This is a genomic window from Streptomyces sp. CA2R106 (assembly GCF_037034245.1).
Taxonomy (GTDB): domain Bacteria; phylum Actinomycetota; class Actinomycetes; order Streptomycetales; family Streptomycetaceae; genus Actinacidiphila.
The window spans coordinates 65,894-78,874 of the sequence record NZ_JBAGKC010000016.1 but is presented as its reverse complement, the minus strand read 5'-3'; the positions used below and the strand labels follow the sequence as shown (position 1 = coordinate 78,874).

The following is a 12,981-nucleotide window of genomic DNA, read 5'->3' as shown; positions in this document are numbered from 1 at the left end:
CCGGGCCCGCGCGGCGGTGCGGGCCGCGGCAGCGGCAGCGCGTCGCGGGGGAGCGCTTAGAGTGGTGGCGTGAAGATCGGCTTGGTGGATTCGGGTGTCGGGCTGCTCGCCGCTGCCGCGGCGGTGCGGCGGGTGCGGGCGGACGCCGACCTGGTCCTCGCGTCGGACCCGGCGGGCATGCCGTGGGGCCCGCGGTCGGCGCAGGACGTCGCGGCGCGGGCCCTGGACTGCGCGCGGGCCGCGGCCGCCTACGGGCTGGACGGCCTGGTCGTGGCGTGCAACACCGCCTCGGTGCACGCGCTGCCCGCGCTGCGGGCGGCGTTCGAGCCCGGGCTGCCGGTCGTGGGCACCGTCCCGGCGATCAAGCCCGCGGCGGCCGCCCACCGCGAGGTGGCGATCTGGGCCACCCCCGCCACGACCGGCAGCAGCTACCAGCGCGGCCTGATCGCCGAGTTCGGCAACGGCGCCCGGATCACCGAGGTGCCCTGCCCCGGGCTGGCCGACGCGGTGCAGCACGCCGACCAGGACGCCGTCGAAGCGGCGATCGCCGCGGCGGCGGCCCTCACCCCGTCGGCGGTAAGCGCCGTCGTCCTGGGATGCACCCATTACGAACTCGTCGCCGACCGCATCTCCGCCGTCCTACCGGGCGCCGCGCTGTACGGGTCCGCCGACGCCGTGGCCGCCCAGGCCCTGCGCAGGGTGGCCGCCACGCCCGGCGGCGGCACCCTCGAGGTCCTCCTCAACGGCCGCCCCGCGCCCCTGCCCGCCGCCGCCCTCGCCTACCCCCAGGGCGCCGCCCTGGCCGTGACGGCCGCCACGGCCTGACGTCCGGACGGTGCCAGGCGCGCCGCGGGTGGGTACGCTGCGGGCATGACGCACGCTCCCCGGCCGGAGACCGGCGCGTCCCGTGTGTGGACGGGCCGGGCCCGCAACCGTATGCAGTGGGTTCCCGCTGCCGTGGGCGCCGCCTGTGTGGCGCTCGGTATCTCCCTGGCGGTCGAGGGCCCCGGCCCCACCGCCAGCCTCGTCCCGCTCGTGATGTCGGTGGTCGGCTGCCTCGCCGTGGGGCTGCTCGTCCTCTTCGGCACCGTGGCCTTCACCCACGTCCACGTCCGGGTCGACCGCGAGGCGGTCCAGGTGCGCTGCGGGCACATCGGTGTGCCGCGCCGCCGCATCCCCATGGGCGAGGTCAGCGGCGCCCGGCTGGCCCCGGTGATCAGCCCCCGCTCCTGGGGCGGCTGGGGCTACCGCTGGCGACCGGAGAAGGGCACGGCCGTCGTCGTACGGCGCGGGCCGGGCATCGTCATCGACCTCGGCGGCGGCCGCTGGTTCACGGTGACCGTCGACGACGCCGAGGGCGCGGTGCGCGCCATCCGCGAGATGCTCGGCCTCGCCGCGCCCCAGGACCCCGCCGGCCGCTGAGTCAGCCCGCCGGCGCCGGCCAGGGCCGGGAGGTGGCCACGCCCGCCAGGAGGCCCGCTGCCGAGGTGACCGCCGCGTAGCTGAGCACATGGTCCACGGTGGCGAGCAGGCCGAGCCCGGTCAGCGCGGCGGCGGCGGTGAGCACCGCCGGAGTGGAGCGCGGGGAGCGCCACAGCGCGCACAGCGTCCACAGGTACGCGCCGCCGAGCAGGACCACCCCGGGCACGCCCTGCTCCGCGGCGAGTTGGAAGGGCGCGGACTGGGGGGTCTGCGCGGTCGGGGTGTCCGAGGGCAGCGGGGTGCTCTCCTCCGCGAAGCGCCCCGGCCCGACCCCGCGCAGCGGATGCCGTTCGGCCAGCTTTACCGCCTCGTGCCACAGCGCCACCCGCGGCTGGGTGAGCTGCCCGGTCAGCGACTGCGACAGCCCGCCGGGCAGCGCGTCGACCGCGGTCGCGTAGCTGCCGCCGACCGCCAGCGCCGCGGCCAGCGCCAGCCCGGCCAGGCCGGTCAGCCGGTGCCGCATCCGGGCGGCGGCCAGCGAGCACAGCACGACCGCCACGCCCGCCGCGAAGGCCGCGGACGACCCCAGCAGCAGCGCCGAGAGCGCGCAGGTCAGCGCCAGCAGCCGCAGCAGGCTCCGCCACACCACCGCCGGCAGCCGCCAGAGCGGACCGGTGACGCCCCAGGCCGCGCAGCAGGCCGCTCCGGCGGCGAGGACGAGCAGCGCGGCGTCGGCGTTGGCGTAGCCCAGCGGCGGCGCGCTCCCGCCGCGGGAGAGCCGGCCCGCCGGGACCAGCACGAGCGCAGGCACGGTCACCGCGCCCGCGGCGAGCGTCAGCTTCGGCAGCATCGCGCCGAGCACCCGCCCGGCCGCGTATCCGGCGGTGACCGCCAGCAGCGCGAGCAGCGCGCCCTCCGGCCGGGCCGCGCGCCCGCCGGCGCAGACCACCGCCCAGACCGCGCAGCACGCCAGCACGGCCATCCCCGCGGCGTCCACCCCGCTCGCCGACGGCCGCCGCTCCTGCCGGGCCTGCCGCAGCGGCCGCCCGCCGGGGCGCGGCCCCGTGGCGCGGCCCGTGCGGCCGCCGTGCGGCGGCGCGCCGCCGGTCGTCGTGTCCATCCCCGACCCCCTGCCGCCACGCGGACGCGACGGTGCCGCCGCACCCGCGTTCCCCGCGTGGGCGCTGTTGTCCGGATCACCGTAACGGGTGACGGCCCACCCTGTGGACACGTCGCACAGGAAGCTCTTCGAGCGCGTGAAACCTGGTGCTGATGTGGCGTTCACCTGGCATCTCGTAGGCTCGGGGCATGGCGACTCCCAAGTTCATCCAGGACATCCGCGGCAAGGCGGGGAACGTTCTCCTCCTGCTGCCCGGCGTGGTCATGGTGGTGTTCGACGACCGCGGCAGGGTGCTGCTCAACCGGCGTACCGACACCGGCCGCTGGGCGCTGATCAGCGGCATCCCCGACCCGGGCGAGCAGCCGGCCGAGAGCGCGGTACGGGAGATCCAGGAGGAGACCGGTGTCTCCGCGGTGGTCGAGCGGGTGCTGAGCGTCTTCAGCAACGAACCGGTGGTCCACGGCAACGGCGACCGCGCGCAATACATCGACATCGTGCTGCGCTGCCGGGCGGTGGGCGGCGAGGCCCGGGTCAACGACGACGAGTCGCTGGACGTGCGCTGGTTCGCACTGGACGAGCTGCCGCCGCTCGGGCCGATCGCCCGCGGCCGGATCGAGGAGGCGCTGCGCGACGAGCCGACGTGGTTCGCGCCCGCCCCGGCGCCGCCGGTCGACCCGGCCCCCGGGACCGCCGCCGCGGGCCTGCTTCCGTAAGCGCCGAACCCCCGCCCGGCCAGGGGGCTTTGTCAGTGCTTGGCGGTAAAATCGACAGTGTTCGAAAGCGTGGGCCGACGCCTCAGGAGGAAGCCGATGGCCGCTGCCGCACTGCCCCTGGACCACCGCCGACAGACATCCCCGCCGCTGGCCGCACTGCCGAAGAAGCCGCTGCCCGCGGGCCTGCCCCGCGAGTGGTATGTAGCACACAACCGCCGTCTGAAGACGATGCGCCTGACCATCGCCCTGCTCGACTCGGGGGTCTACGAACCGGCCCAGGCCGGAAACGGGAGGATACGCCGCACCGCCGAGCGGATCGGCGTCCACCCGCCGTCCGACATCACCTGCCGCATGGTCCGCAACCTGCTCCGCTACGGGCGCTGACCGCCCGCGCTGACCCCCGCGCCGACCGGCGTGCCCCGGTGCCCCCGCCGCGTGCGGGGGCACCGGGGAACCGTCACTGCTTGCGGTAGGTGTACGCCTCCGCCGCTGCCGCCGCCACCGCGTCGAGGTCCGCGCCCGTGGACGCGGTGACGACGGCGGCGACCGCCCCTTCCAGGAAGGGGGCGTCCACCAGCCGCGCCCCGGCGGGCAGTTCCTCGTCGGCCAGCAGCGCCTTCACGGTGAGCACCGCGCTGCCGAGGTCGGCGAGCACCGCCACGCCCGCCCCCCGGTCGACGCTGCGCGCCGCCGAGGCGATTAGGTCGGAGCTGGTGCCGAGCCCGCCGTCCGGGCCGCCGCCGGCCGGGGCGAGCGGGACCTCGCCGCCGCCGCTGAGCGCGGACGCCAGATCGGCGACGGCGTTCGCGGCCGCGGCGCTGTGCGAGACCAGCACGATCCCGACCAGCGCCTGCGCGGACTCCCCGCCGGTGCCGGTGCTTGCGCCGGTGTCAGTGCTGCCAGTGCGGTCAGTGCGGTCAGAGGTGTCGGGGCTGCCGGTCATGAGGAGGACGCCTCCCTTGCGGTGTCGGCGAGCGCGGTGAGCAGGAGGGCTGCCGAGGTCGCGCCCGGGTCCTGGTGGCCGATGCTGCGGTCGCCCAGATAACTCGCCCGGCCCTTGCGGGCCCGCAGCGGGGTGGTCGCCACGGCGCCCTCCTCCGCGGCCCGCGCCGCCGCGGTCAGCGCCACCGCGGTGCCGTCACCGGCCGCCAGCGCCGCGCCGAACGCGTCCAGCGCGGGCACCAGCGCGTCCACCATCGTCTTGTCCTGCGGCACCGCCCCGCCGAGCTGGCACAGCGCCTCCACCCCGGCCGCCAGCCCGTCCCTCAGCTGCGCCGCGGTGACCGCCGGCGCCTCGCCCAGCGCCTTCCCGGTCCGCCGCAGCAGCGTCCCGTACAGCGGGCCGGAAGCGCCGCCGACGGTGCTGATCAGCTGGCGGCCCACCGCGACCAGCACCCCGCCGGGCGTGTCCGGCGGCTCCTGCTCGATCGCGGTGCGCGCGGCGAGGAATCCGCGGCGCATGTTGCTGCCGTGGTCGGCGTCGCCGATCGGGGAGTCCAGCTCGGTCAGCTGGGCGGCCTCCCGCTCGATCACGGTCGTCGCCGCGTCGAGCCATCGGCGCAGCAGGGCCGCGTCTATGTCGGCCGGCAGTTCGGGCTGTTCGGGCACGGCGTTCATACGGTGAGCCTTTCCACGGTGGGTCGAACCGGCACGGCGCGCGGTGCGCGCCCGCGGACCCGGCGCCGGCCGGGCACCGCGGTCAGCAGCCCCAGCGCAGCGCCGGGGTCGACACGGGCGCGTCCCACAGCCGCAGCAGCTCCTCGTCGGCCTGGCAGATCGTCACCGAGGCACCCGCCATGTCGAGCGAGGTCACGTAGTTGCCGACGAGGGTACGGGCCACCGCGACCTTGCGGGCGGCCAGTACCCGGTGCACCTCGGCCGCGAAGCCGTACAGCTCCAGCAGCGGCGTCGCCCCCATGCCGTTGACCAGCAGCAGCACCGGCGCGTCCGGGCGCAGGTCCTCCACGACCGCGTCCACCGCCACGTCCGCGATCTCGCCCGAGGTCATCATGGCGCGGCGCTCCCGGCCCGGCTCGCCGTGAATGCCCACGCCCAGCTCCAGCTCGCCCTCGCCCAGGTCGAAGGTGGGGCCGCCCTTCGACGGGGTGCTGCACGCGCTGAGCGCCACCCCGAAGCTGCGGGAGACCTCGTTGACCCGGTGGGCGAGGGCCGCGACCTGGTCCAGCGGGGCGCCCGCGTCGGCCGCCGCGCCGGCCAGCTTCTCCACGAACAGCGTCGCCCCGGTGCCGCGCCGGCCGGCGGTGTAGAGGCTGTCGGTCACCGCCACATCGTCGTTGACCAGCACTTTCGCCACCTGCACGCCTTCGTCCTCGGCGAGCTCGGCGGCCATGTCGAAGTTGAGCACGTCGCCGGTGTAGTTCTTCACGATGAACAGCACGCCCGCGCCGCTGTCCACGGCGGCCGCGGCCCGCACCATCTGGTCCGGCACCGGCGAGGTGAAGACCTCGCCCGGACAGGCCGCGGTGAGCATGCCGCGCCCGACGAAGCCGCCGTGCAGCGGTTCGTGCCCCGACCCGCCGCCCGACACCAGCCCGACCTGCCCGTCGTACGGCGCTCCGCGGCGGACGATCACCCGGCGCTCCACGTCGACGGTCAGGTCGGTGTGCACCGCAGCGAAGCCCCGCAGCGCGTCCGGGACGACGGTCTCCGGTACGTTGATCAGCATCTTCACGGGAATCTCCTCGCCAGGCCGGCAGCCAGGGCAGCCGCCTGTGTCGTAGCAGGTCAGAGGCTGGGTCAAGGGTGCTGGGTGACGGCGTCCCGCGGGTGTGCGCGGTGCTGCGGCGCGGCGGGTCCGGGTACGCCGGGGCCCGGTGCGCAGGTCACTCGTCCGGGCGTGCGATCCATGCCCTCCAGTATCCGCCGGTGATCGGAAAACGTCACGACGTGGAGCGCGGTCCGCATCTCCACCCGATCTCCACCCGGATCTCCACCCGGGGGTGGATCGCCCGGCCGGGAGCGGCGCCTAGCGTGCGGGTGTCGGCGGCATGCCGTGCGGTGTGCCGGTGGAAACGCACGTGGGAGGGCCCGGGATGAGCCCCTTGGACATCGTCTTCCTCGTGTCCGGCGTCGGCTACGTCCTGGCCCGCCGGACGCTCGGCGAGGCGCCGCACGCCGGGCTGCCGCTGGTGGCGCCGGTGGCACTCGCCTGCGAGGGCCTGATCTCGCTGAGCGGCGCCCACCCGACCGGCCCGGCCGCGGCCACGGCCGCACTGGCCGGGGCGGGCTGCCTGCTCAGCGTCGCCGTCGGGCTGGCCCGCGGCGCGGCCGTACGGATCGGCGAGCGGGACGGCGCGCCCTGGCTGCGGTACGGCTCCGGCGCGCTGCTGCTGTGGCTGCTCGACGCGGCGCTGCACACGGCGCTGGCGCTGCTCGGATGGTCCCGGGGCGTGCTGCTCGCGGTCGGGCTCGGCATGGTGGCCGAGACGCTGGTGGCGCTGCACCGGGCCGCGCGCTGCGGCCGTACGGCGCCCGGGGCGCCGCACGATCCGCATGACCCGCACGACCTGCGCGCCCCGGATGGCGGGAGGGCACCGAGGGCGCCGGTGCCACCGTTCCGTCGGCGCTGGTAGCTTTTCGCAGCAGCTGGCCGGCAGGCCGCTCGACCGGCTGATCAGCAGACCGGTCGGCCGGGCGCCCGGCCGACCGCGGGAAGAGAGCTTCAGTTGCACCGACTTCGCGCCACGGCCCACTGGCTCGCGCAGGACAACAACCTCCTCCAGCTCTTCATCAGCGGCACCGGCATCGCGGTGTGCGCGGTGCTGGTCCACCCGCGCGGGACGTCCGGCACCGGTCTGGTGGTGCTGTGCCTGCTCGTCCTCAACTCGCTGCTGCTGACGATGCGGCTGATCCCCGAGGGGGCGCTGTCGCCCGGGCCGCAGACCGCGCTGCTGTGCTTCGGGGGCGTCGCCGCGGCCGCGCTGATGAGCCAGGACCACTCCGGGGCCGCCTCGCTCTTCGCCTTCTACCTCGCCGGCCACGCCGGGTTCCGCCTCGAACGCCGCCGCGCGCTGGCGGTCGCCGCGGCGACCGCCGTGATGTGCGCGGCCGTACGGCTCTTCCCGATCGGCAGCGACCCCGGCGAGGTGCCGTGGTACCTGGGGGTGCTGGCCGGAACCACCGTGCTGGTCGGCATCTCCAACCGGCTGCACGCCGAGTCGCTGCGCTCGGCGCGCTCGGCCGCCGAGCAGGCCGAACTGGCCGCGCGGGCCGAGGCGCGCGCGGAGGCCCTGGCCGAACGCGCCCGGATCGCCCGCGACGTGCACGACGTGCTCGCGCACTCGCTGGCCGGGGTCAACATGCAACTGGAGGTCGCCGACGCGCTGTTGGAGTCCGGCGCCGCCGCCGAGGCCCGGCAGGCCACCCAGCGCGCGCAGAGCCTGGTGCGCGCCGGGCTGACCGAGGTCCAGCGCACCGTCCGAGACCTGCGTGAGGACGCGCTGCCGCTGCTCGACACCCTGCGCTCCATGCTCGGCTCGATCCCCGGCACCGGTACGCTGACCCTCGACGGTCCGCCGCACGAACTGCCGGTCCGGCCCGCCCAGGTGATCGTGCGCTGCGCCCAGGAGGCGCTGACCAACGCGCACAAGTACGCGCCCGGCGCACCGGTCCGGCTGCACCTCGCCTACGGGCCGGAGGCGACCACCTTCGAGGTGGTCAACTCCGCGCCGCCGGACGGCTCCCGGCCGCTGGCCGGCGCCGGCAGCGGCATGGGGCTGGTCGGGATGCGCGAGCGCGTCGAGCTGGTGGGGGGCACGGTGACGGCCGGACCGATCGTGGACGGTGACGACGCGGGAGGTTGGCAGGTGCGTGTGGTGATACCGGCATGAGCGGCCGCGACCCGGGCCGGGTGGGCCCGCAGCCGTACGGGGGCGGGGCGGAGCGCGGCGAGCAGCCGGTGCGGGTGGTCGTCGCCGACGACCAGACCGCGATCCGCGAGGCGCTGGCGGTGGTGCTCGACCTGCAACCGGGCCTCGAGGTGGTCGCCACGGCGCGCGACGGCGGGGAGGCGGTGACCGCCGCGGAGCAGCACGCCCCCGACGTGATCCTGATGGACCTCAACATGCCGCGCACGGACGGCGTGGAGGCGACCCGGCTGATCTCCGAACGCTTCCCGGACGTCGCCGTGGTGGTCCTCACCACGCTCGCCGACGAGCAGTACATCCTCGCCGCGCTGGGCGCCGGGGCGCGCGGCTATCTGACCAAGGAGTCCGGCCGCGAGGACATCGCGCGCGCGGTGCGGGCGGCCGCCGCCGGGCAGGCCGTTCTCGATCCGGCGGTCCAGGAGCGGCTGCTGGCGGCCGCGGTGAAGAGCGCGGCCCCGGTGGAGCAGCCGCTGGCCGGGCTCGCCCCCGACCTCACCCCGCGGGAGGTCGAGGTGCTCACGCTCATCGGCGAGGGGCTGACCAACCGCGGTATCGCCGAGCGGCTGGTGGTCAGCGAGGCGACGGTGAAGACCCACGTCAACAACCTGTTCGCGAAGGCGCATCTGCGCGACCGGGCGCACGCGGTCAAGTACGCGTTCGTCCACGGGCTGGTGAAGGCCCGTGGATGAGGTCGGGGACAAGGCGGCGTAGGGCGGCGGGCGCGCCAAGGGGCCGGGGACACGCGGTACGTGTCCCCGGCCCCGTCAGCCGCTGCCGCCGGAGGCGGCGTCAGCTCGTGCCGACCGGTGCCATCTGGTCGACGATGTCGGGGTTGTCCTTCACCCACTTCTTCACGCCGTCGGTGGTCCCGCCCTGGCCGGCGGCCTGGATGTCGGCTTCGAGCGAGCTGAGCTGGGACTCGCTCATCTTGAAGTTCTTCATCCAGGTGGTGACCTGGGGGATCTTGGTGGCGCTGTTCTTGTTCGCGACGTTGTGGATGGAGTCGCTGGCGCCCCACAGGCCCTTGGGGTCGGTGAGCTTGGTCAGCTTGTAGGTGCTGTAGGCCCAGTGCGGCGACCACAGCACGACCGCGACGGGCTTCTTCTGGTCGTAGTCCCGCTTGAGTTCGGCGAGCATGCCCGCGGTGGAGCTGGCGACGAGCTTGTACTCCTTGTCGAGCCCGTAGCCGGGCAGGACCTTGGTGCTGAGCAGCTTCATCTCGCCCGCGCCGGGCTCGATGCCGATGATCTTGCCGCCGAACTGCGAGGACTTGCCCTTGAGGTCCGCCATCGACGTGACGCCCTTGACGTAGGACGGCACGGCGATCTCCAGGGACGTCTGGTCGTACCACTTGCCCAGGTCCGACAGCTGACTGCCGTACTGCTTCATGTAGGAGGCGTGGGTCGTCGGTAGCCAGGTGTCGGTCAGGTAGTCGAAGTTGCCGTTGGCCAGGCCGGTGTAGGCGGCGCCGGGGTCGTAGGTGTTGACCTGCGTCTTGTAGCCGCGCTCGTCGAGGACCTCCTTCCAGAGGTTCGCCGAGGCGATCGACTCGTCCCAGTTGAAGTCGCCGATCTTGACCGTCTGGCCCTTGCCCACGTTCGTGGCGCTCGACCCGGCGACCGGTGCCATCTTGTCCACGATGCCGGGGTTGTCCTTCATCCACTTCTTCACGCCGTCGGCGGTCCCGCCCTGGCCGGCGGCCTGGATGTCGGCTTCCAGCGAGCTGAGCTGGGACTCGCTCATCGTGAAGTTCTTCATCCAGCTGCTGACCTGGGGGAGCTTGGCCGCGCTGTTCTTGTTGGCGATGTTGTGGATGGAGTCGCTGGCGCCCCACAGCCCCTTGGGGTCGCTGAGCTTGGTCAGCTTGTAGGTGCTGTAGGCCCAGTGCGGCGACCACAGCACGACCGCGACGGGCTTCTTCTGCTCGTAGTCGCGCTTCAGCTCCGACAGCATGGCCGCGGTGGAGCTGGCGACGAGCTTGTACTCCTTGTCGAGCCCGTAGCCGGGCAGGACCTTGGTGCTGAGCAGCTTCATCTCACCGGCGCCCGGCTCGATGCCGATGATCTTGCCGCCGAACTGCGAGGACTTGCCCTTGAGGTCCGCCATGGACGTGACGCCCTTGACGTAGGACGGCACCGCGACTTCCAGCGAGGTCTGGTCGTACCACTTGCCGAGGTCGGTGTAGCTGCCGGCGTACTGCTTCATGTACGAGGCGTGCGTGGTGGGCAGCCAGGCGTCCGTGAGGTAGTCGAAGTTGCCGTTGGCCAGGCCGGTGAAGGCGGCGCCGGGGTCGTAGGTGTTGACCTGGGCCTTGTAGCCGCGCGCGTCCAGGACTTCCTTCCAGAGGTTGGCCGAGGCCACGGACTCGTCCCAGTTGAAGTCGCCGATCTTGACCGTCTGGCCCTTGCCCACGTTCGTGGACGCGGTCGTCGGCGAGGAGCTGTCGCTGGTGCCGGAGAAGGCGCCGATGCCGCCCGCGACCAGTGCGAGGACGACCACCGCGGACAGGCCGATCGCCGGGCGCGGCCGGTAGTTCAGCACCTTCAGGCCGTGCGTGGCGCTGCGGGCGCGGGCCAGGGCGCGGCGGCCCAGCGGCGAGACCTGGTCGCCGAGCGCGCCGGTGATCCGGTCCAGGTAGATGGCGAGCACCACCACGGAGATGCCGCCCTCGAAGCCCAGGCCGATGTCGACCTGGCTGATCGCGCCGAAGACGGTGGAGCCCAGGCCCTCCGCGCCGACCATGCCGCCGATGACGACCATGGACAGCGCCAGCATGATGACCTGGTTGACGCCGGCCATGATGGTCGGCAGCGCCAGCGGCAGCTGGACGCGCAGCAGGGTGCGGGACGGCGGGGTGCCGAACGCCTCGGCCGCCTCGACCAGTTCGGGATCGACCTGCCGGATGCCCAGCTCGGTCATGCGCACGCCGACCGGCATCGCGAAGACGATGGTGGCGATGACGGCGGGCACCGTGCCCAGGCTGAAGAAGATGATCGCCGGAATCAGGTACACGAACGCGGGCAGCGTCTGCATCACGTCGAGCACCGGGCGGATCAGCACGCTCGCGGCGCGCCGCCGCGCGGCCCAGACACCCAGGGGCACCGCGATCACCAGCGCGATCACCGCGGAGACGACCACCAGGGACAGCGACTGCATCGCCTCGTCCCACTGCGCGACGGAGTCGATGAGCGCGAAGCCCACGAAGGCCAGCACACCCGCGGTCAGCCCGCGCATCCACAGCGCGAGCACCGCGAGGATCGCGGCCATCAGCAGCGGTGACGGGCCGCCGAGCGCCCACTCCACGCCGTTGTACATGCCGTTGACGATGTGGCTGACGAAGTCGAAGAGCCAGGACAGGTGGTGGGTGAGCCAGTGGACGACGTCCTCGGCCCAGTTGCCGAAGTGGAGCCTAGGCATGGGTGGCCTCCTTGCCCTCGGCGTCGTCACCGTCGTCGGGGCTGCCGCTGCCGCCGCTGTCGCCGCCGTCCGGTCTGTCCGGGCCGTCCGGCGCGGGGCTGTCGTCCAGCGCCACGAAGTCCGGCAGCCGGTGGCTGCCGGTGTCCTCCTGGCCCTCGCCGAGCGCGGCGAGCAGCGTCACCCGGGGGATGACGCCGGTCAGCCGGCCGTTGTCGTCGAGCACCGCGAGCGGCAGCTTCGACTGCGAGGCGGGGGTGAGCAGCTCCGACAGCGGAGCGTCGGCGTGCGTGGTGACGCAGTCGGTGTCCATCAGGTCGCGTACGGTGCCCTCGGCCTTGCGCAGCGCCTCGGTCACCCGGCCCTCGGTCACCGTGCCGACCAGCCGGCGCCCGCGCTCGACCACGAAGGCGGCGGACGCCTGGTCGGTGCGCAGCGCGCGCATCGCGGCGCGCGGCCCGTCGTTGGGGCTGACCATCACCCGCGGCTCCTCCATGATCGAGGCCGCGGTGAGCACCCGGGAGCGGTCGACGTCCTGTACGAAGCTGGCGACGTAGTCGTTGGCCGGGTCGGTGAGGATGTCCTCGGCCGTGCCGATCTGGACGATCCGGCCGTCGCGCATCACCGCGATCCGGTCGCCCAGGCGCATCGCCTCGTTGAGGTCGTGGGTGATGAAGACGATCGTCTTGTGCAGCCGCTGCTGGAGCTCCAGCAGCTGGTCCTGCATGTCGCGGCGGATCAGCGGGTCCAGCGCGGAGAACGACTCGTCCATCAGCAGCAGGTCGGCGTCGGTGGCGAGCGCGCGGGCCAGGCCGACGCGCTGCTGCATGCCGCCGGACAGCTCGTCGGGCCAGGACTGCTCCCAGCCCTCCAGGCCGACGAGGGACAGCGCCTCGGCCGCCTTCGACTCGCGCTCCTGGGCCGGGCGGCCCTGGACCTCCAGGCCGTAGGCGGCGTTCTCCAGCACGCTGCGGTGCGGGAAGAGCGCGAAGTGCTGGAAGACCATGCTGATCTTGCGGGAGCGCAGGTCGCGCAGGGCCTTCGCGGACAGGCCGGTGAGGTCCTGGCCGTCGAACATCACCCTGCCCGAGGTGGGCTCCAGCAGGCCGTTCAGCATGCGCAGCAGGGTGGACTTGCCCGAGCCGGACAGGCCCATGACGACGAAGATCTCGCCCTGCTCCACTGCGAAGGAGGCGTCGATCACCGCCGCGGTCGTGCCCTCCTCTCTCAGTTCCGCACGGTCGGCTCCCTCCTGAAGCCGCCGGATACCTTCCTTCGGCTTGCGGCCGAAGACCTTGAATACGTGCTCGATGACGAGCTGTGACACGTTTGCCTCTCGGGGCAGGGGACAGGCCGAACCCGAGGGCCGTCGGAGCGCGGCCGGCGGGTTCCTCACGAAACTAACCGGCGGCGAACCGGGTGTCCT

At 73.9% G+C, this 12,981-nt stretch carries 13 protein-coding genes; 7 read left to right on the top strand and 6 right to left on the bottom strand.

Annotated elements, in window-relative coordinates:
- The first annotated feature begins 69 nt into the window (after window positions 1–69).
- Window positions 70–825 (top strand): glutamate racemase, encoded by a 756-nt coding sequence (locus WA788_RS22210; RefSeq protein WP_335979985.1) that lies wholly within the window; start codon window positions 70–72, stop codon window positions 823–825.
- Window positions 826–870: 45 nt separating this feature from the next.
- Window positions 871–1,422: a hypothetical protein gene (locus tag WA788_RS22205; RefSeq protein WP_335979984.1), complete on the top strand. Its 552-nt coding sequence runs from the start codon at window positions 871–873 to the stop codon at window positions 1,420–1,422.
- Between the two features lies 1 nt (window position 1,423).
- Here the strand turns inward: WA788_RS22205 and WA788_RS22200 are convergent, their stop codons facing one another.
- Complete coding sequence (locus tag WA788_RS22200) at window positions 1,424–2,542, bottom strand: O-antigen ligase family protein (protein WP_335979983.1); 1,119 nt, start codon at window positions 2,540–2,542, stop codon at window positions 1,424–1,426.
- A 188-nt stretch (window positions 2,543–2,730) separates the two neighbouring features.
- Between WA788_RS22200 and WA788_RS22195 the strand changes: the two genes are divergently transcribed.
- Together WA788_RS22195 and WA788_RS22190 are read left to right on the top strand one after the other, a co-directional pair.
- Window positions 2,731–3,255 (top strand): NUDIX hydrolase, encoded by a 525-nt coding sequence (locus WA788_RS22195; RefSeq protein WP_335979981.1) that lies wholly within the window; start codon window positions 2,731–2,733, stop codon window positions 3,253–3,255.
- Window positions 3,256–3,351: 96 nt separating this feature from the next.
- A complete protein-coding gene (locus WA788_RS22190; protein WP_335979979.1) occupies window positions 3,352–3,639 on the top strand; it encodes a hypothetical protein in 288 nt (95 codons plus the stop codon).
- A 73-nt stretch (window positions 3,640–3,712) separates the two neighbouring features.
- On the opposite strand, the gene WA788_RS22185 is transcribed toward WA788_RS22190, so the two are convergent.
- The 3 genes from WA788_RS22185 to dhaK all read right to left on the bottom strand — a co-directional run bounded on the left by WA788_RS22185 (window position 3,713) and on the right by dhaK (window position 5,947).
- Window positions 3,713–4,198 (bottom strand): PTS-dependent dihydroxyacetone kinase phosphotransferase subunit DhaM, encoded by a 486-nt coding sequence (locus WA788_RS22185; protein WP_335979978.1) that lies wholly within the window; start codon window positions 4,196–4,198, stop codon window positions 3,713–3,715.
- Entirely contained in the window at window positions 4,195–4,872 is a 678-nt protein-coding gene (gene dhaL, locus WA788_RS22180) for a dihydroxyacetone kinase subunit DhaL (RefSeq protein WP_335979976.1), read from the bottom strand. The genes WA788_RS22185 and dhaL overlap by 4 nt, the downstream gene beginning before the upstream one ends.
- Window positions 4,873–4,954: 82 nt before the next feature.
- Window positions 4,955–5,947: a dihydroxyacetone kinase subunit DhaK gene (gene dhaK / locus WA788_RS22175; RefSeq protein WP_335979974.1), complete on the bottom strand. Its 993-nt coding sequence runs from the start codon at window positions 5,945–5,947 to the stop codon at window positions 4,955–4,957.
- A gap of 361 nt (window positions 5,948–6,308) precedes the next feature.
- Between dhaK and WA788_RS22170 the strand changes: the two genes are divergently transcribed.
- The 3 genes from WA788_RS22170 (at window position 6,309) to WA788_RS22160 (ending at window position 8,830) form a co-directional block, all read left to right on the top strand.
- Window positions 6,309–6,848, top strand: a complete 540-nt coding sequence (locus WA788_RS22170) for a hypothetical protein (RefSeq protein WP_335979972.1) — start codon at window positions 6,309–6,311, stop codon at window positions 6,846–6,848.
- Window positions 6,849–6,941: 93 nt separating this feature from the next.
- Window positions 6,942–8,105 (top strand): sensor histidine kinase, encoded by a 1,164-nt coding sequence (locus WA788_RS22165; protein ID WP_335979970.1) that lies wholly within the window; start codon window positions 6,942–6,944, stop codon window positions 8,103–8,105.
- Window positions 8,102–8,830, top strand: coding sequence for a response regulator transcription factor (locus WA788_RS22160; RefSeq protein WP_335979969.1), 729 nt, complete (start codon window positions 8,102–8,104; stop codon window positions 8,828–8,830). Before WA788_RS22165 ends, WA788_RS22160 begins: the two co-directional genes overlap by 4 nt.
- A gap of 100 nt (window positions 8,831–8,930) precedes the next feature.
- Here WA788_RS22160 and WA788_RS22155 read toward each other — a convergent pair whose 3' ends face one another.
- Together WA788_RS22155 and WA788_RS22150 are read right to left on the bottom strand one after the other, a co-directional pair.
- Window positions 8,931–11,558, bottom strand: coding sequence for an ABC transporter permease/substrate binding protein (locus WA788_RS22155; RefSeq protein WP_335979967.1), 2,628 nt, complete (start codon window positions 11,556–11,558; stop codon window positions 8,931–8,933).
- The gene (locus WA788_RS22150) at window positions 11,551–12,882 is read right to left on the bottom strand and encodes a quaternary amine ABC transporter ATP-binding protein (RefSeq protein WP_335979965.1); all 1,332 of its coding nucleotides are present in this window, start codon (window positions 12,880–12,882) and stop codon (window positions 11,551–11,553) included. Before WA788_RS22150 ends, WA788_RS22155 begins: the two co-directional genes overlap by 8 nt.
- Window positions 12,883–12,981 lie beyond the last annotated feature (99 nt).

What these genes read in the sequence shown, in the direction of transcription:
- WA788_RS22205 (WP_335979984.1), top strand. Translation starts at nt 871, where the DNA reads ATGACGCACGCTCCCCGGCCGGAGACCGGCGCGTCCCGTGTGTGGACG.
- WA788_RS22200 (WP_335979983.1), bottom strand. Translation starts at nt 2,542, where the DNA reads ATGGACACGACGACCGGCGGCGCGCCGCCGCACGGCGGCCGCACGGGC.
- WA788_RS22195 (WP_335979981.1), top strand. Translation starts at nt 2,731, where the DNA reads ATGGCGACTCCCAAGTTCATCCAGGACATCCGCGGCAAGGCGGGGAAC.
- WA788_RS22190 (WP_335979979.1), top strand. Translation starts at nt 3,352, where the DNA reads ATGGCCGCTGCCGCACTGCCCCTGGACCACCGCCGACAGACATCCCCG.
- WA788_RS22185 (WP_335979978.1), bottom strand. Translation starts at nt 4,198, where the DNA reads ATGACCGGCAGCCCCGACACCTCTGACCGCACTGACCGCACTGGCAGC.
- dhaL (WP_335979976.1), bottom strand. Translation starts at nt 4,872, where the DNA reads ATGAACGCCGTGCCCGAACAGCCCGAACTGCCGGCCGACATAGACGCG.
- WA788_RS22170 (WP_335979972.1), top strand. Translation starts at nt 6,309, where the DNA reads ATGAGCCCCTTGGACATCGTCTTCCTCGTGTCCGGCGTCGGCTACGTC.
- WA788_RS22160 (WP_335979969.1), top strand. Translation starts at nt 8,102, where the DNA reads ATGAGCGGCCGCGACCCGGGCCGGGTGGGCCCGCAGCCGTACGGGGGC.
- WA788_RS22155 (WP_335979967.1), bottom strand. Translation starts at nt 11,558, where the DNA reads ATGCCTAGGCTCCACTTCGGCAACTGGGCCGAGGACGTCGTCCACTGG.